This is a genomic window from Pseudomonas sp. BN415 (assembly GCF_029871195.1).
GTDB classification, from domain to species: Bacteria; Pseudomonadota; Gammaproteobacteria; order Pseudomonadales; family Pseudomonadaceae; genus Metapseudomonas; species Metapseudomonas resinovorans.
On sequence record NZ_SSOK01000015.1, the window covers coordinates 1 to 15,954 of the forward strand.

Genomic DNA, 15,954 nt, shown 5'->3' on the forward strand with positions numbered 1-15,954 from the left:
CGCTTGTGGCGGACGAACCGGGTGGGCATCAGGACTTCGGCGTTGGCGGGAGGGGCGGGGTGACACTGCGGGAACTCGGGCATATCCATTACCTCTGGTCGCTTCTTACGGCGTGATTGGAGTCGGGAGCTAAGAAACCCACCAGAGAAGGGCCGGACATATTTCCCTTTCGGGTCTTGTATTAGTCCACTCCCGACAGAGCAGAGGTTTTGTGCGGGCGCGATTATGCCGCGAGCACAAAAAAGCCGCATGGCTGTCGGGTGCGGAAGACCGCTCTGGTTAGGGCGTTTCTTAGGCGCCGGTGACAGAGCCTATGGATGGCCCGCGGAAGCGGCAACGCTGTTGGCCTGTGGGATTTGGCTGATTGCGCAAAGGGAAGCCGGGTAGGGTAGATGACGCTTCGTTCATCCACCAACCAAATGCAGCCGGTGACGCCCTGTCGCTCGACTTCTGCGTTCTACGCACTCACGCCGGTGGACGGTGCGAGATTCGCTATCTGCCAACCGCTTGGATAACGCGAGCTTGATGGCCTTGCTGCGATCCACATACGCCTGTCGCCGGGAGGCAGCGTCAAGAGGCAGTGCGTATGCACAGGTTGTAACACCCAGAAAAGTGCGTCAGTGCTCAAGCGTGCTTATAGTTTGCAAGTAGTAGTCAACCCATGTGGTTGGCTTTTTTTGCCTGCCATTTGGCTTGGCTCTTGAGGCTGATTGGCCTTTCATTTTGGAGGTTGTCTATGCACATCGCGGTTCAGCGGCTCGACGACCAGGGACGAGATGTATGGCAAGTGGAAGCCTGCGGAATGGCGGTGTCGTTCAAGGACCAAGCCTCAGCCATCTCTTTCGCAGAGAAGTGGAAAGCGCGCGTAGAGGCGCCCCACTGCGTCCCGGAGGACGTTCTTCACCGTTGGGCTGAAGAGCACGCCCGGATGCTGGAGGGCTAAACGCCTTGCCGATCAGGTGGCGTGCTTCGTGATGCTGTGCCTAACTCTCTTGTCCCTACCCTGGAGGATCAGAGCATGGCGGAAACCTATTGGCAGAAAGCCGACAGGCTCGCGCGCGACGCAGCGAATGCGTTCGACGCGGTTGCGGATTTCCTCAGTTCTGGGCCAGACCTGAGCGATGACGATGTAAGGGTCGACTACTGGGAACTCCAGTGCAAAGCAATAGTGGCGGCCGAGACATTCAAAGAGCACTACGAGCATTCGTTGACCGGTGCCGGCGGGCTGGATACCGACGATTAGGCAGCGAATGGCGGCGCGCCATCCGCAGGTGCGAACGGGCGAACAGCGTCATCAGATGCGCAGTGTTCTTGGCCAAGAACAGAAGCGCACCTTCATGTCGCCGAACTGGCGTTTGATCACTCGAAACGATGCTCGACCTTCGCCCGTAACTGTGCCTTGGCCTTCTCGATCGTGCGCACTGGCCTTTTGCAGTGTGCTGCGCTCGTACACTCGTACAACTGCTTGTAAGTACTGCGCCGGGCTGCGACCTGCCAGATGACCTGGCGCCCTGCATGTCCTTCGCGTTTTTCTACTCCGGCATAGCCCGAATGGGTACACCGCAGCCGCTGCCGGCCACACTTCGCAGCGCCCCGGTGGGTCGTATCGCAGGTCGGCAATAGACCTACCATTTGTCAGGTTTTTGATTAAAAACTGAACAGGTCGCCCGTTCGACACTCTGAGTCCCGTGAGTGATCGAGTGCCCCGCCTCGCTTTTCCCTCAAGACCCCGGAAGCAATAGCCCCTTATGCGCAATGGCGCACAGGGGTGTTTTACGTCCAATAAATTGGAGGGCAGAAAATGTCTAGCCAATCAATGCAGAGCGTCGAGCGCGTACCACACCTCGTCCAAGGCCAGCGTCAACCGCAACAGAAGCCCTTTTGGCGCAGCCTGCTGGCCATCGCTTCACCCTCACAGCGCAACTGGCACGGGGGGATCAAGCTCAGAGGCTATAAGCAGTTATCCAACGCCACGCCGATTGCCCCGATCGCAGTCGGACAGGTACAGCTGGCAATTCCGCTCGAGCGTGGGCGCCGATGCGCCAAGCCTTGTGTGCAGCCCGGGCAGCATGTGCGCAAGGGCGAGGTGATCGGTATCGGCGATGACAACACCCCGTGGGTGCATGCCAGCACCTCCGGCATCGTGGAACAGGTTGGCCTTGCCTTTGCCGCCGACTCGGCCGAGCCGGTCATGGCCGTCATTCTGAATGCAGATGGTCTGGACGAGTGGATGGAGCGCCCGCTGCTGGAGTTGCCGCAAACGCCTGATGCGCTGGTCGAACGAGCATTGCGGATGGGGATAGTTGGCCTCGGTGGGGCGGGGTTCCCGACCGCCCTCAAGCTGGCCGGCGCCCAGCACCCCGATCTGCTGCTGATCAACGGTGCCGAATGCGAACCTTTCCTGACCTGCGATGACCGTCTCATGCGCGAACGCGCCGAGGCGCTGATCGAAGCCGCCGATTATCTCGCCGCTCTACTGGGAATAACCCTTACCCGCTTCGGCATCGAAACCAACAAACCCGAGGCGATGGCCGCGTTGCGTGCCGCCTCTCGCCAGGCGCGCAGCCGGGTCGAGATCTGTTCGCTACCGGAGCGTTACCCGGCTGGGGGCCAACCGTTGATGATCAAGAGCCTGAGTGGTCGCAACCTGGCGCCAGGGACCCGGCCCGCCGATATCGGCGTACTGGCGCTGAATGTCGCGACGCTCTACGCACTGGGACGGGCCGTCTTTCACGCCGAGCCGCTGATATCACGCGTGCTGACGCTGACCGGAGTCTGCGAGCGCCCCGGGAATGTCGAGGTGCCGGTGGGTTACCCGGTCAGCGCACTGCGCGCGATTGCTGGCGCCGGCCCCGAAGGCCAACTGACCCAGGTCGGCGGCCCGATGATGGGACAGCCGCTACCGGCCCCAACCGCCGTCATCAGCAAGACCAGTAGCTGCCTGATATTCGGCGCCGAGCGCTACCTGCCGGCAGCCCAACCCGCGGGCAGTTGCATCCGCTGCACACGCTGCGTGGATGTCTGCCCGATGTCCCTCAGACCGCTGGACCTCTACGCCGCCGCCGAACGCCAGGACAAGGCCAGCCTGCAGGATCTGCGACTCGAAGCCTGTATTGAGTGCGGCAGCTGCAGCAGCACCTGTCCGAGCCATCTGCCGCTGCGCGAGCGCTTTCGCCAGAGCAAAACGGAGCTGCGTCCATGAGCCTGATACTCCGTCCGACCCCGCACCGACTCCGCACGGTGATGCTGCTGGTCAGCTTGTGTCTGCTGCCGGGCACCGCCCTGTATGCCTGGCAATTCGGCGTCGTGGTCTGGTTGCAGACCTTCTGGTGCGTGCTGCTTGCCCTGGGCTTCGAAGCCGGCCTGCTGCGCCTGCGCGGACGTAATGTACGCGAAGGGTTGAGCGACCTGAGCTGGCTCGTGCTCGGCCTGATACTGGCTCGGGCACTGCCGCTGATGGTGCCGCTGTGGATGATGGCGCTGGCCAGTTTTGCCGCTCTCGCACTGTGTAAACACGGCAGTGGAGGCCTTGGTCGAAACCGCCTCAACCCCGCCATGGTTGGCCTGGGGATCATCGCGATCTGCTTCTACCAACAGTTGTACCCGGCGCCATCGAACTATGCCCCCTGGTCCCTCGGCCTGGACGCCAAGGCGGTTCTTCTGCAGCAGTTACAGCTGGCGCCCCCCCTCAACCTCGATGCGTTCGCCGGCGTCACACAGCTGTCCCGGAACCAGCTCACACCGATCACCCCCAATCTGTCAGGGTACGGCTATGTTGCCGGCGGCTTGATACTGGCTGTCCTGCGGGTGATCCGAATCGAGATTCCGCTGGCGATGCTCGTCAGCACCGTTTTGCTGTGCCTGGCAGCCGGCCATACCCCACAGGAAAGCCTGTACAGCCTCAGCCTTGGCGGCTTGCTGTTCACCGCCTTTTTTATCGCCACCGATCCGGTCACCAGCCCCGATACACGCGCTGGTCGCATCCTCTTCGGCGCAGCCATTGGCGTGCTGACCGAATTGATTCGCGAATTCGGGCTTTATGCCGATGGTCTCTGCTTCGCCGTGCTGGCGGCCAACCTGCTGGTGCCGCAGATCGACCAGTTGGTGCTGCGCATACAGCGCCCCTGGTACACGCGAACACCCGGCACCGAGCCCCTGCGCAGCGACGTAGGTGAGCGCAGCAAGTAGCCCGCGAACTGAGCAACGGTGCTAATGACTTCCACTTCGCGCCATAGCGGGGGCAAGGTCACAAAAGCGCTGGGCAGCGCCGGCTTTTGACCGGCGCCGCCCAGGTCCAGCGTAGGGGGGAGGGGAACGCCATGTTGTACGGGTGGTACCTATAGCGGCATGCGCTCCATTCGCATGACTAATTCGAAGCCGAAACGGTGGTTCCGGCCTCATTCGCCGACGTCCTGTCAGCAACACCGCGGTTGCCCAACTACGCCGAATTCTTGGGGAATCCCGGTTGGGCATCTCCGTTTCAATGCCCTGACCAAGGTGGCGCTTCTTGGCTGCTTGCTTCATGCAACTGAGTTTTCGTTCGTCCGCGGGCTCACGTTGAATTGCCCAACAAGCTGCTGCAGTTGGTTTGCCGTATGCCTCACTCGCTCCGCGCTGCTGCGCAGGACGTCGACTGACTGCCCCATCTCGCTGGAGGCCTGGTCCACGCCGCGTATGGTCTGGCCGTAGTCCAGGCTGCGCTGGTTGAGCTGCTTGATGATCTCGAACATGCGCTCCACCGTGCGATGCAGGTGCAGGTTCTCGCTGGAGGCCTCCTCGTCCCGGCGCTGTATGCCGCCTGGTTCAAAGTGCGCCGCCATGCGGCTGCCGGTGACCAGCAGATGACGGCCGATGCCGCGCTCAATTCCTGAGTGACGGCATTGCGCCTCGACCTCAGCGACGAAGCCTGATTGGGTTCGATCAGCCTTCGTCGAGTAAAGGTCAGGACGCCGCCCGCGATCATTTGAGCCGTGAGTGAGGCGCTTGCGGACGAAGCCAAGAAAAGCGGTTGCCAAGGTCATCGCCGAGAAGCTCAAGCCCGTTGTCCAAAGGCTCCAGCCTCAGGCTGGTGAGCTGCCAAAGACTCTGCCGCCCCGCCCGGCTTTTAGGGCCGGACCGGACGAGTGAAGGCGAGGCGCGTTTGGCTGCACCGCCGCATCTGGCCGAGTTCGAGAAGCCCGGATTTAAGTCGTTCCCCGGGCTACATCCAGTGGGGCCAGGGCAAAGATTCAACGTGCAAAGAGAGGGAATATCTAATTCCATATTCGTTTAAGCCAGGACTTGAAAACCTCGAAATCGCTTACATATTTCCCGTCGTCAGGGGCCGGAGCCGGGAGCTTCGAGCCTTCTGTTCGAGATCATGTCCGTCAGCCGGGAGGAGGTTTGTCATGTACGAGTCCCTTCTTAATCTGTCGAGCGATCCCATTGCCGAGTTCGAGAGGCTACAGCGCGAACTGCAACAAGTCCTGGGACCGGGTCTCGGGCGTCCGGGCAGCATTCGTGCCTTGGCCAGCGGTGCTTTTCCTGCGATCAACGTGGGAAGCACGCCGTCCAGCCTGGAAGTCTACGCCTTCGTTCCTGGTGTCGATCCGACCGACCTCGATCTGCAGATTCACCGAGGCTTGTTATCGATATCCGGCGAGCGCCGACCCGCGCGCAGCACGGATGAGAGCAATTGTTCCGTGTACGCCAACGAGCGTTATTCCGGACGTTTCAAGCGCACCGTGAGCCTCAACGATGAGGTCGATACCGACAAGGTCGAGGCTCACTATTGCGACGGCGTTCTGCGCATCTCTCTGCCTCGGCGGGAGGCTGCGCAACCCAGGCGCATAGCCATTCAGTAACAGCATAGGTTTGCAGGAGGTATCACCATGAACGACAAGCAAGCGGTCGTGCGCGGCGAGACTGAAACCCAAACACTGCTGCCGCGTATCGATGTCTTCGAAGATGACAACGGAATCCAGGTGTTTGCGGACCTTCCGGGCGTACCCAAGGAGCGCCTCGTGGTCAATGTGGAAGGTGACACGCTTGTGCTGGAAGGGGAGATCATGCCAGCGATGTCCGGACAGCTGGAGGCCGTCTATGCCGAAGTCCAGCTCTCGCGATTCCGGCGAGCCTTCACCTTGAGCTCCGAGCTTGATACCACCCAGATCGACGCTCAGCTGCGGGACGGTGTGCTGAATTTGCGTATTCCCAAGCATGCACATGCCCAACCGCGGAAGATTGTCGTGAGAAGCGAGTAGGCCCCTGAGCCTGCGGAGGTCGATCCCATGGATAAACTAGCTGAGCTCAAGCATGGGCTGGAGGAAACCTGGCATTCACTGGGTGAGGGCTGGCGCCAGCTTCGTGATCGTGCCAGCGAGGCGCTGACGCGCTTCACGCCCGTCAACCGGAGCAGGAACTCGTCGGAGGATGCTGCCTCGTCACCGGCACTTGACTCGAACTGGGGATTGCTGGCCGGCGATCTTTACGAGGATGGCGACCAGGTCGTCGTTCGCCTCGAGGTGCCGGGCATGGTGAAGGAAGATCTGAATCTGGAAGTGCGGGGAGATGCCCTGATCATTCGCGGTGAAAAGCGCATCGAGCAGGAGCGGGGCAATGGGCGTTATCGCGTCCGGCAGTGCACCTTCGGCAGTTTCCGGCGCACCTTCCAGCTTCCCGCTCCGGTCATTGCCGAGAAGGCCAAAGCCAGATGCAGCAACGGCGTGCTGCGTATCGAACTGCCCAAGGAAGAGCGCGCGCGTGGCAGGCGCATCGAGGTTCGCGCGGGGTGATACTGCGACTTCATCCTGTCTGTCACAGGCAAGGGAAAACCCTCGTCGACCTGGACTACCCGCCCGCGGCAAACTCGCGGGCGGGCCGTTCTTCAACCGGCGAGGTAGACGGCCCCGGGATGCTGGCTGGCGTAGCGACTGGCAGTCGTTGGCTGGAGTCGATATCGAATGGGTTCTAGCCACGTAGGGCGGATGGCGCTCGTTTCATCCACCCAGGCATCGATATGGAAGGGGTGAGGCGTTTCAGCGCGCTAACCATAGCGCGCAGCGATTCGACTTCGCGTACCGGCAGGATGTGCAGGCAACGGACTGCATTTGTTCTGGGCTGATAGAACCTATTCACGCCATCGTTTTAGCAACATCTCGATGAATAGTTCCGCGGTGCTCGACAAGTGTTCGCCATCTCGGCGCACCAGGCCGATCGTGCGCTCAATGTGAGGTGGAGGCAGCTCCCGGGAACAAAGGCTCTCATGTTCAGCATCTGGCATTGCCATGCGCGGCAAGATCGCTACACCAAGACCGCATTCGACCAGGCCAAGCGAGGTGGATAGATGCTGCACTTCGTAAAAGCCGTTCAGGCGGATTCCGTGGCCGGATAGAGCGCTGTCGAGCAGCATGCGGTTGCCGCTGTCCCGGCTCACGGTGATCAGCCGAACCCCCTGCAGATCTTGCCAACTCACTTCAGCCAGCGCCGCGAGGGGATGGTCGCTGCGCATGGCAAGCACGAAGGGGTCACGAAGGAGCGGGGTGAAGCTCACGTCCGGATGCTGGGCGCTAATCATGTTGATGCCAAAGTCGGCGTCACCGCTCACTACCCGTTCCAGACCTTCGTTGGCGCTGACGTCGAGAATTCGAATACGGATGCCTGGGTAGGCCTCATTGAAGACTCGAATCACACTCGGCAGGAAGTAGAACGCTGCGGTCGGAATGCACGCGATGGTGACCGTGCCTTTCTGGTGGGTCTTGAGTTCGCGGATGCCCTGGATGGAAGACTCGTAGTCTTCCAGCATGCGCCGGGCGCGGGGCAGGTATTCCTTGCCTATTTCGGTTAGCCAGGTACGTCGGGTAGTGCGCTCCAGCAGTTTGGCGCCAAGGGTTTCTTCCAGTTTCTGAAGCCGGCGGGAGAGCGCAGGCTGTGACAAATGGAGTGCCTGGGCGGCTTCCTGAAAAGACTGGGATTCAGCAACTCGCACAAAGGCTGCGAGGTCCAGGAACTCTATTCGATGCATGAAAGTACTCGCTTGGCGTTGATTTGCGCATTAATGCTTGGATTCTATCAGTGTGTCATGATCTTTGCATTTGAAGCATCAAAAGGGCGCTGACAAGCTGTAGCCATCGTTGGATCGGTCACGGGTTAGACCAAAATGATGAACAGCATCCCCTGCATGATTATGCGTGGCGGCACTTCACGCGGCCCCTTCATTCACATGACCGACCTGCCAGAATCGCAGGAAGCACGAGCCCAGGTACTGCTCGATCTCATGGGTTCCGGCCATCCCCTTCAGGTCGATGGCATTGGCGGCGGTAACTCCCTCACCAGCAAGGTGGCCATCGTCGGCCGCTCCAGCCGCCCTGATGCGGACGTGGACTACCTCTTCGCGCAAGTAGACGTAACCGAGCGTCACGTCGATTTCTCTCCCAACTGCGGCAACATGCTTTCTGCCGTTGGCCCGTTCGCGATCGAGACCAGTCTGGTCGCGGCTACCTACGGGGAGACCCGGGTGCGGGTGTTCAACGTCAACACTCAGCGCATCATCGAATGCTTCGTACCGACTCCGCGCGGCCGAGTGGAATACGAGGGTGACACCTGTATCAGTGGAGTACCCGGTTCTGCAGCCGGTATCCGCCTGAGCTTCCTTGATGTCGCCGGAGCCAAGACCGGTGCGCTGCTGCCTACTGGCCAAGCCGTCGAGCAGATTGAAGGTGTTGAAGTTACTTGCCTGGATGCCGCAACTCCCACGGTGATTATTCGCGCCAGCGACCTCGGTGTTGATGGGCATGCAGAACCCGCTCTGCTGGATGCCAACAGCACCATGCTGGAGCGCCTGGAGCGTATCCGCTGCGAAGCGGGTCGCCGCATGGGCATGGGAGATGTCAGTCAATCCGTGTTGCCCAAACCGATTCTGCTGTCACCGGCCGTCAACGGTGACGCAACGGTTTGCGCCCGTTACTTCGTGCCGAAGCGCTGCCACAAGGCACTGGCGGTTACCGGTGCCATTGCCCTCGGAGCGGCCGTGAATGTCCCCGGCAGCGTAGCCCAGCGCATTGTTCAGGAAAGCGGCCGTCTGGAAGCCGGAGGCACGCTGGAGTCGATCCGAATCGAGCATCCCTCCGGTCATCTGGATCTGCGGGTTGAGTTGCGAAATGGCAACCCGATGGACATCGCGCGAGTTTCGCTAATAAGGACCGCCCGCAAAATCATGGATGGCCGCCTCTACTACCGCATGCCCGAAGCACTCCACTGAACGCATTCAACTGACACGCGTCTCGTAACGCCCCCGACAACAATCACAAGACGGGTAACCGATATGAAACTTCTCATACCACTCTGCTTGCATCACCCCTGCGCCGCTACCGTCCGCCTACGCTCGTCGTGAGGTTGGGCGGGGCGCTTGCACGCCCTGGCGATTAGCGGCTTCATGTGCGGCGGCGCGTACGCCCAGATGGAGCTGGAACCCATAATTACAAGAGTCCAACGCCATGCTTTCTCTGCTCGGTTTGTCCATGGTGGTCGTGTTCACCTATCTGATCATGACCAAACGCCTGTCCCCGGTCGTGGCCCTGACAGTGGTGCCCATCGTCTTCGCTCTGATCGGCGGCTTCGCGCCGGACCTCGGCAAGATGATGCTCGACGGCTTGAAAACGGTGGCGCCCTCGGCAGCGCTCTTGCTTTTCGCCATCCTGTTCTTCGGCATCATGATCGACTCCGGGCTGTTCGACCCGCTGATCCGCCGCATCCTGCAGACCGTCAACGGCAACCCGGTGAAGATCGCCATGGGGACCGCCGTGCTGTCGCTGCTGGTGGCCCTCGACGGTGACGGCACCACCACCTACATGATCACCGTCGCCGCCATGCTGCCGCTGTACAAGCGCATCGGTATGAACCCGCTGATCCTCGCCTGCATATCCATGCTGTCGCTGAGCATCATGAGCGGCATGAGCCCCTGGGGCGGTCCGGCCACCCGTGCAATCGCCGTACTCGGACTGGACGCCAGCGAGTACTTCATTCCGATGCTCCCGACTATGGCGGGCGGGGCCCTTTGGGTGGTGTTCACCGCTTACATTCTCGGGCGCAAGGAGCTGAAGCGAATCGGCAATACCCACCTGAAAACCGGCGGTGACGATTGCTACATCAAGGCCATCCTGGCCGATAACCCGCACAAGCGACCGAAACTGATCGGGTTGAACCTGCTGCTGGTAATCGCGGTGATGGTGGCTCTGGTGGCAGGGCTGATGAATGCAGCGGTGTTGTTCATGCTCGGCTTCGTCGTGGCCTTGATGATCAACTACCCGCAGCTGGACCTGCAGAAGGAGCGCATCCTCGCCCACTCGGGCAACGCCATGACCGTGGTGCTGCTGGTGTTCGCCGCCGGGGTATTCGCCGGCATATTCTCCGGCACCAAGATGGTGGATTCCCTGGCCAACTCCCTGGTAGAGATGATCCCGAACTCCTGGGGCAGCTTCTTCCCGCTGGTGGTGGCCATCACCAGCATGCCGCTGACCTTCGTGCTCTCCAACGACGCTTACTATTTCGGCATGGTGCCGATCCTCGCCCAGGCGGCTGCCGCCTACGGCATCGATCCGGTGGAGATCGCCCGTGCCTCGATCCTCGGCCAACCCGTGCACCTGATGAGCCCTCTGGTCGCCTCCACCCTGCTGCTGGTGGGCATGGTCGACCGGGATATCGGTGACTTCCAGCGCTTCACCTATAAGTGGGCGATTCTGACCTCCCTGGTCATTACCCTGCTGGCCCTGCTGACCGGCGCCATCAGCTTGTTCGCCTGACTTCACCGCCCGTTACACGGGCGCTCCCTGACCTACTTCTGCTGTGGGCCACCTGAATGGCCTGCGGGCCGGGTTCGCCCGGAATAACTTAGAGGTGAAGAACATGTCCGCATTAGCGCGCCACTTGCCCGGCGCATCCCTGGCCTGTCTGGCCGCCTGCATTGCACCCACAGTCGGGGCCGCAGGGTTCATCGATGAAAGCAAGGCGACATTGCAGCTGCGCAACATCTACTTCAATGACGACTTCAAGGATGAGTCGGGCATGTCCGCACGCGCTGCTGCCAGCGCACAGTCCAAGCGTGAGGAATGGGCACAAGGGTTCCTGCTCGATGCTCAATCCGGCTACACCGAAGGGCCGGTGGGATTTGGCCTCGACGCGCTGGGATTGCTAGGCGTGAAACTGGACTCCGGCCGCGGCCGAGCCGGCACCAACCTGCTGCCCGTGCACGACGACGGCCGTGCCGCCGACGATTTTTCCAACCTGGGGCTTACCGCCAAGGCCCGCTTCGCCGACACCACCTTCAAGCACGGCACTCATCAGCCCAAGCTGCCGGTTCTGGTACGCAACGATGCGCGCCTGCTGCCGCAGACCTTCGAAGGCACCCAGGTCACCAGCACCGACATAGTCGGCCTCAGCCTCACCGGTGGTTATTTCGATGAGTTCCGCGCGCGCGATTCCAGTGGCAACCATTCGATCACTGCCGACGGTTATGCAGGCGACGACGGCGAGGGGTTCTGGTTTGCCGGTGCCGACTACAAAGCTCGCAAGACGCTGACGCTCAGTTACTACTACGGCGAGCTGGAGGAGTTTTACCAACAGCACTATGTCGGTTTGGTGCACAGCCTGGCGCTCGGTGCAGGCACCTTGCTCACCGACTTGCGCTACTTCCACAGCCAGGATGCGGGAGAGGCGCGCAATGGCGAGCTGGACAACGACATGTACAGCGGCCTGCTGACCTACACCCTGAAGGGCCATGCCGTCAGCGCCGGCTACCAGCAACTGAATGGCGAAGGCGGCCTTCCCTTCGTCAACGGCGCCACGGTGTACAGCTTCAGCAACGCCGGTGTTGGCAAGTTCGTCGAGGAGGACGAGCGCACCTGGATGCTCGGTTACGCCTACGACTTCGCGGCCATCGGAGTGCCCGGACTGACTGCTGGCGTTCGCTACTTCAAAGGCCAGGATGGCACGACCGAACTGCGTGGCAGCGAAGTGAACGCCCACGAGTGGGAGCGGGATATCGACCTTGCCTACGTGGTGCAGCAGGGGGCTCTCAAGGGGCTGGGTGTGAAGCTGCGCAACATCGCCTATCGCTCCAGCTACAGCCGGGGCCGCGACAACAATCGACTGTATTTCACCTACGACATCGCGCTCTGGTAGGTCCCGAATGCGGGCTTACCCGCCCGAAGTGGCGCTTAGAAGAGCGGGCGCCGCGCCCGCGTGCTCACAAGGCGCGCGGGCCCTTCTTCCTCAAATCACGCTTTCCGACCTCCCGTCTCGACTACCCGTCGTGCCCGCGGAGGTTCCGGGGCCGGGGGCGTTGCTCCCGGCGTTTTTTATCGATAGCGGAGACACGGATTTATGGAGTGGCTGAGTGACCCAGTTTTCTGGATGGCGCTGATGCAGATTATCGCCATCGACATCTTGTTGGGGGGTGATAACGCCGTGGTCATCGCACTGGCCTGTCGGCACCTGCCCGAGGCACAACGACGTCAGGCCATAGTTGGTGGCGTGGCTGGAGCGATCCTGTTGCGCATCGCATTGCTGTTTTTCGCCATGCAACTGCTGGCCCTGCCGTACCTGAAGCTGGTAGGGGCGGCGCTATTGCTGTGGATCGGCATCAAGTTGTTGTTGCCTGAACCGGAGGACGCCCATGAGGTGAAGGCCGGGGCGAGCTTTCTTGCGGCAATCAAGACCATCATCGTCGCCGACGCTGTCATGAGTTTGGACAACGTGCTCGCCGTGGCCGGGGCCGCGGGCGGCAACCTGGTCCTGGTCAGCCTGGGTGTGCTGATCAGCATCCCGATCATCGTCTGGGGCAGCCAACTGGTGCTCAAGCTGATGGATCGTTTCCCGCAGGTCGTACTGCTGGGGGGCGGCTTGCTGGGCTGGATTGCCGGGGGCATGGCGGTAACCGACATCGCCGTGGCGAACTGGGTATCGAACGATGTCTGGTCGAAGCACCTGGCTGCAGCTTGTGGCGCTGCCCTGGTGATGGGCATCGGTCTATTGCTGCGCACACGTGCAGCCGCAGTGGTTGATTCGTCAAACGGCTGATGACAGTGCGCTCATCGAGACAGGCGGATGATCTGCCTCGCCAGGAATGGGCCGACCAGGATGACGCCAAACAGACGCATGGTCTGCATGGCCAGTACCAGACCGACATCCGCCTGGGTATCCAGAGCGATGATTGCCATGGAATCCAGCCCTCCCGGGCTGGTGGCGAGATAAACGGAGAGGAAGTCCTTGCCCAGCAACTTCGCAATGAAATGCGCGGACAGGGCACAAAGTGCAATCAGGGCAAGTGCGCTGAGGAGCATGGCGGGAAGCCGGCGGATGACGAAGTCGAAGGTCTCGCGATCGAATCGTAATCCCACATAGCAACCAAGGGCACTGTAGGCCAGGCACAACAGCCACTGTGGCAGGTCGATGATGAACACCCCCCCCAGCTGCATCGCCGCTCCAGCCAGTAGCGGCACGAGCAGAGCGCCTGCGGGGAAGCGAGCACCGATCAACACACTGCCGATCAGAACAAGGATAGTGAGGATGCCATTGGCAGGCACAGCGAAGCCGAGGGAGGCCGCGCCAGCCGGGATTTGGGGAGACGTCATCTCGCTACCGAGGGCGTGGCTGACGATTGCACCTATCAGCACGACGCAGACCACTCTCACGTACTGCATCGTGGCGACCACGCGGGAGTCTGCGCCGTGATCCTCGGCCATGGCCACCATAGCGGACGCAGCTCCGGGAGACAGGCCCCAGGCTGCGGAGCTACCCGGTAGGTCACCGTAGCGCACGAGGAACAGCGCGACGAGCAAACTCATCACCACCGTTATCGCCGTGGCCAGCAGCATGATGGGCCAATCGTGAGCAATGTTGGCAAGCGCTTCGGCACTCAGCGAATGAGCCACCAGCAAGCCGATGCAACCCTGGCCGAACTTGAAAGCGAGCGCTGGCACCCGGATGCGCGCCCCCCGCACGCCCAGTCCAATGGCGACCAGCATGGCGCCAAGGAAGTCAGCCGCCGGCATTCCGATCAGCCGCAGCACCTGGCCTGCGATTACCGCGAGAACGAGCAAAAGCAGCCACTGCCGCATAAGGGCAATGGAGTCTAGAGAGGGAAGGGTAGGCAAGGCGATTCTCCATGCGCGCTGTGAGGCAGGGTGTGTCCAACGCGCATGGGCAGTATTCTGGCGCCGATTCATCAAGTCTATTTTCTAATTGTGATGAACCGATAATTCAGAGTTATCAATTATGGATCTGCGCGACCTTGCCTATTTCGAAACCATTGCCGAGCTGGGCCACCTGGGCCGCGCTGCGGAACGCCTGTGCCGCAGTCAACCTGCGTTGACCAAGAGCATTCAACGCCTGGAGGAATCACTTGGCGCCAGCCTGTTCCAGCGCGATGGTCGACGCATCAAGCTGACCCCAGCGGGGCATTTGCTCCTGGAGCGAAGCCGTCAGTTACGCCACAGCGTTGATGAGACGCGTCGCGAGGTGCGTGATTTCGCCAACGGTTTGGTCGGAAACATTCGATTGGGCTGTGCAGTCTCGATGGCCGAATACCTGCTGCCACAGCTCACAGCGACACTGCTGAACCTCGTTCCCAATGTGACATTGACACTCACGGTCGGGATGGACGATGTGCTTCGCGAAGGGCTGTTACAGGGAAATCTGGACCTGGTCATCAGCCCCTTCGTCGACAAGGTAGAGGGGCTGGAAACCCATGCTCTGCTGGAAGACCAAGCCGTGGTTGTGGCACGCCGCGATCATCCGCTTTTCAGCAGGACGATCAGCCAGCGCGAGCTGTGCCGTTACCGTTGGGTGCTGCCACCGCTCTCAGCCAGTGCGCGCAAGTGGATCGACAATGCCTTCATCAGCCGGCAACTGCCGACACCCATGGTGCAGGTGGAAAGCTCGTCGATTTCCTTGATGCCACGTTTGATTGCCCGTACTGACTTGCTCAGTTTCATTGCTCGCGAACACCTGTTGGGTGGGAAAGCGGAAGGCAACCTGCGGGAAATCCCTCTGGCGGAAACCACCATGACTCGGGTAATCGGGGTGAGCTATCGCGCCGAGGGTTACAAGTCGCCGGCGACGGCAACGCTCCTGGATATTCTGCTGACTCATCAGGCCAACCTGTTTCTGCAGCTTGATGGGTGATCGCGTAAGAAGGTGGACTACCCGTGCCCGAAGCAAGTCGGGTGCGCGTGGGCCGGGAGTCGTCATTGGATCGTGCCGGAGGGTTGGCACAGGCAGGGCAGCCGCTCCCGGTCAGTGGCATCGCTGTGAACGCCAAAGGCATAGAGGGGCTCCACCGACATGCGCTGCATGGCTCAGATGATTGGCCAAACCCTCGGGTTGGGCTACGAGCCCATGAGGCAGCTTGGGGTGAGGAACCAAGCCCAACGATCCGTCAGGAGCGCTGGGCTTCGCTTTACCCGGATCAATTTACGAGGGTTTGTGGGTCAACCGATTACCAGGGGCTGGCGCTGCAACAGATTCGGGCAGTCACCAAAGTACAGCCACGCCTTGCCCTGCCAGTGCAGCACCTCGATTTCGCGGTCCTGCCACTGGATCAGCTCGCGGTAGGGGCCGCGGCCGTCGAAGCGTTCCTCTTCGCGCAGGCGCGGGATCACCTCGCGGGTGAGCCATTGGCGGATGCAGCGATTTTCCGGGTGGTAGTAGAGGATCAGCACCGCGTAGACGCCGGACTCGCTGATCAGCAGTTCCTGCTCGAACTTGCCATGGCTATTGCGCAGCCAGGCGCGCTGCAATTGGTCTTCGTCCAGATTGCGCTGCACGCGCTCGGTCAGCGGTGCGTGGTTGATCAGCCGGGCCAGGTCGCTGACGGCAAACCACGGCTCCTCATCCAGCAGCATTGCGCGCAACTGGCGCTTGTGGCGGACGAACCGGGTGGGCATCAGGACTTCGGCGTTGGCGGGAGGGGCGGGGTGA

Annotated in this window: 14 protein-coding genes and 2 pseudogenes; 11 read left to right on the plus strand and 5 right to left on the minus strand. The window is 61.2% G+C overall.

The window, feature by feature from the left end:
- Window positions 1–1,018: 1,018 nt before the first annotated feature.
- The gene (locus E8F20_RS04575) at window positions 1,019–1,243 is read left to right on the plus strand and encodes a hypothetical protein (protein WP_280282657.1); all 225 of its coding nucleotides are present in this window, start codon (window positions 1,019–1,021) and stop codon (window positions 1,241–1,243) included.
- On the opposite strand, the pseudogene E8F20_RS04580 reads toward E8F20_RS04575, so the two are convergent.
- Window positions 1,185–1,551, minus strand: a pseudogene (locus tag E8F20_RS04580) (transposase); the annotation flags it as partial. The gene E8F20_RS04575 and the pseudogene E8F20_RS04580 sit on opposite strands and share 59 nt — an antisense overlap.
- 250 nt (window positions 1,552–1,801) lie before the next feature.
- On the opposite strand from E8F20_RS04580, the gene rsxC reads away from it, so the two are divergent.
- Together rsxC and E8F20_RS04590 are read left to right on the plus strand one after the other, a co-directional pair.
- Window positions 1,802–3,202, plus strand: a complete 1,401-nt coding sequence (gene rsxC, locus E8F20_RS04585) for an electron transport complex subunit RsxC (RefSeq protein WP_280282644.1) — start codon at window positions 1,802–1,804, stop codon at window positions 3,200–3,202.
- Window positions 3,199–4,188, plus strand: coding sequence for an RnfABCDGE type electron transport complex subunit D (locus E8F20_RS04590; RefSeq protein ID WP_280282645.1), 990 nt, complete (start codon window positions 3,199–3,201; stop codon window positions 4,186–4,188). The genes rsxC and E8F20_RS04590 overlap by 4 nt, the downstream gene beginning before the upstream one ends.
- 332 nt (window positions 4,189–4,520) lie before the next feature.
- On the opposite strand, the pseudogene E8F20_RS04595 reads toward E8F20_RS04590, so the two are convergent.
- A pseudogene (locus tag E8F20_RS04595) lies at window positions 4,521–4,778 on the minus strand (methyl-accepting chemotaxis protein); the annotation flags it as partial.
- Window positions 4,779–5,387: 609 nt separating this feature from the next.
- Here E8F20_RS04595 and E8F20_RS04600 point away from each other — a divergent pair.
- The 3 genes from E8F20_RS04600 to E8F20_RS04610 are packed head-to-tail and all read left to right on the plus strand — an operon-like array spanning window position 5,388 to window position 6,773.
- Window positions 5,388–5,843, plus strand: coding sequence for an Hsp20/alpha crystallin family protein (locus E8F20_RS04600; RefSeq protein WP_280282646.1), 456 nt, complete (start codon window positions 5,388–5,390; stop codon window positions 5,841–5,843).
- Between the two features lie 27 nt (window positions 5,844–5,870).
- Window positions 5,871–6,242 carry an Hsp20/alpha crystallin family protein gene (locus E8F20_RS04605; protein ID WP_280282647.1) on the plus strand — a complete coding sequence of 124 codons (372 nt, stop codon included), beginning with the start codon at window positions 5,871–5,873 and terminating at the stop codon, window positions 6,240–6,242.
- Window positions 6,243–6,269: 27 nt separating this feature from the next.
- Window positions 6,270–6,773: an Hsp20/alpha crystallin family protein gene (locus E8F20_RS04610; RefSeq protein ID WP_280282648.1), complete on the plus strand. Its 504-nt coding sequence runs from the start codon at window positions 6,270–6,272 to the stop codon at window positions 6,771–6,773.
- Window positions 6,774–7,108: 335 nt separating this feature from the next.
- On the opposite strand, the gene E8F20_RS04615 is transcribed toward E8F20_RS04610, so the two are convergent.
- Window positions 7,109–8,002: a LysR family transcriptional regulator gene (locus tag E8F20_RS04615; RefSeq protein WP_280282649.1), complete on the minus strand. Its 894-nt coding sequence runs from the start codon at window positions 8,000–8,002 to the stop codon at window positions 7,109–7,111.
- 138 nt (window positions 8,003–8,140) lie between these two features.
- On the opposite strand from E8F20_RS04615, the gene E8F20_RS04620 reads away from it, so the two are divergent.
- The 4 genes from E8F20_RS04620 (at window position 8,141) to E8F20_RS04635 (ending at window position 13,053) form a co-directional block, all read left to right on the plus strand.
- Window positions 8,141–9,238: a 4-oxalomesaconate tautomerase gene (locus E8F20_RS04620; protein WP_280282655.1), complete on the plus strand. Its 1,098-nt coding sequence runs from the start codon at window positions 8,141–8,143 to the stop codon at window positions 9,236–9,238.
- A 235-nt stretch (window positions 9,239–9,473) separates the two neighbouring features.
- Entirely contained in the window at window positions 9,474–10,778 is a 1,305-nt protein-coding gene (locus E8F20_RS04625) for a citrate:proton symporter (protein WP_280282650.1), read from the plus strand.
- 103 nt (window positions 10,779–10,881) lie between these two features.
- Window positions 10,882–12,156, plus strand: a complete 1,275-nt coding sequence (locus E8F20_RS04630) for an OprD family porin (RefSeq protein WP_280282651.1) — start codon at window positions 10,882–10,884, stop codon at window positions 12,154–12,156.
- A 201-nt stretch (window positions 12,157–12,357) separates the two neighbouring features.
- Window positions 12,358–13,053: a TerC family protein gene (locus tag E8F20_RS04635; protein ID WP_280282652.1), complete on the plus strand. Its 696-nt coding sequence runs from the start codon at window positions 12,358–12,360 to the stop codon at window positions 13,051–13,053.
- Between the two features lie 11 nt (window positions 13,054–13,064).
- On the opposite strand, the gene E8F20_RS04640 is transcribed toward E8F20_RS04635, so the two are convergent.
- On the minus strand, window positions 13,065–14,093 hold the full coding sequence (locus E8F20_RS04640; protein WP_280282656.1) for an AbrB family transcriptional regulator: 1,029 nt from the start codon (window positions 14,091–14,093) through the stop codon (window positions 13,065–13,067).
- A 157-nt stretch (window positions 14,094–14,250) separates the two neighbouring features.
- On the opposite strand from E8F20_RS04640, the gene E8F20_RS04645 reads away from it, so the two are divergent.
- Window positions 14,251–15,159: a LysR family transcriptional regulator gene (locus E8F20_RS04645; protein WP_280282653.1), complete on the plus strand. Its 909-nt coding sequence runs from the start codon at window positions 14,251–14,253 to the stop codon at window positions 15,157–15,159.
- A gap of 305 nt (window positions 15,160–15,464) precedes the next feature.
- On the opposite strand, the gene E8F20_RS04650 is transcribed toward E8F20_RS04645, so the two are convergent.
- A partial coding sequence (locus E8F20_RS04650) for a BRO family protein (RefSeq protein ID WP_280282654.1) occupies window positions 15,465–15,954 on the minus strand: 490 nt, incomplete at its 5' end.

Excerpts from the sequence above, each read along its gene's own strand:
- E8F20_RS04575 (WP_280282657.1), top strand. The coding sequence starts at position 1,019 with ATGGCGGAAACCTATTGGCAGAAAGCCGACAGGCTCGCGCGCGACGCA.
- rsxC (WP_280282644.1), top strand. The coding sequence starts at position 1,802 with ATGTCTAGCCAATCAATGCAGAGCGTCGAGCGCGTACCACACCTCGTC.
- E8F20_RS04590 (WP_280282645.1), top strand. The coding sequence starts at position 3,199 with ATGAGCCTGATACTCCGTCCGACCCCGCACCGACTCCGCACGGTGATG.
- E8F20_RS04600 (WP_280282646.1), top strand. The coding sequence starts at position 5,388 with ATGTACGAGTCCCTTCTTAATCTGTCGAGCGATCCCATTGCCGAGTTC.
- E8F20_RS04605 (WP_280282647.1), top strand. The coding sequence starts at position 5,871 with ATGAACGACAAGCAAGCGGTCGTGCGCGGCGAGACTGAAACCCAAACA.
- E8F20_RS04610 (WP_280282648.1), top strand. The coding sequence starts at position 6,270 with ATGGATAAACTAGCTGAGCTCAAGCATGGGCTGGAGGAAACCTGGCAT.
- E8F20_RS04615 (WP_280282649.1), bottom strand. The coding sequence starts at position 8,002 with ATGCATCGAATAGAGTTCCTGGACCTCGCAGCCTTTGTGCGAGTTGCT.
- E8F20_RS04620 (WP_280282655.1), top strand. The coding sequence starts at position 8,141 with ATGAACAGCATCCCCTGCATGATTATGCGTGGCGGCACTTCACGCGGC.
- E8F20_RS04625 (WP_280282650.1), top strand. The coding sequence starts at position 9,474 with ATGCTTTCTCTGCTCGGTTTGTCCATGGTGGTCGTGTTCACCTATCTG.
- E8F20_RS04630 (WP_280282651.1), top strand. The coding sequence starts at position 10,882 with ATGTCCGCATTAGCGCGCCACTTGCCCGGCGCATCCCTGGCCTGTCTG.
- E8F20_RS04635 (WP_280282652.1), top strand. The coding sequence starts at position 12,358 with ATGGAGTGGCTGAGTGACCCAGTTTTCTGGATGGCGCTGATGCAGATT.
- E8F20_RS04640 (WP_280282656.1), bottom strand. The coding sequence starts at position 14,093 with ATGCGGCAGTGGCTGCTTTTGCTCGTTCTCGCGGTAATCGCAGGCCAG.
- E8F20_RS04645 (WP_280282653.1), top strand. The coding sequence starts at position 14,251 with ATGGATCTGCGCGACCTTGCCTATTTCGAAACCATTGCCGAGCTGGGC.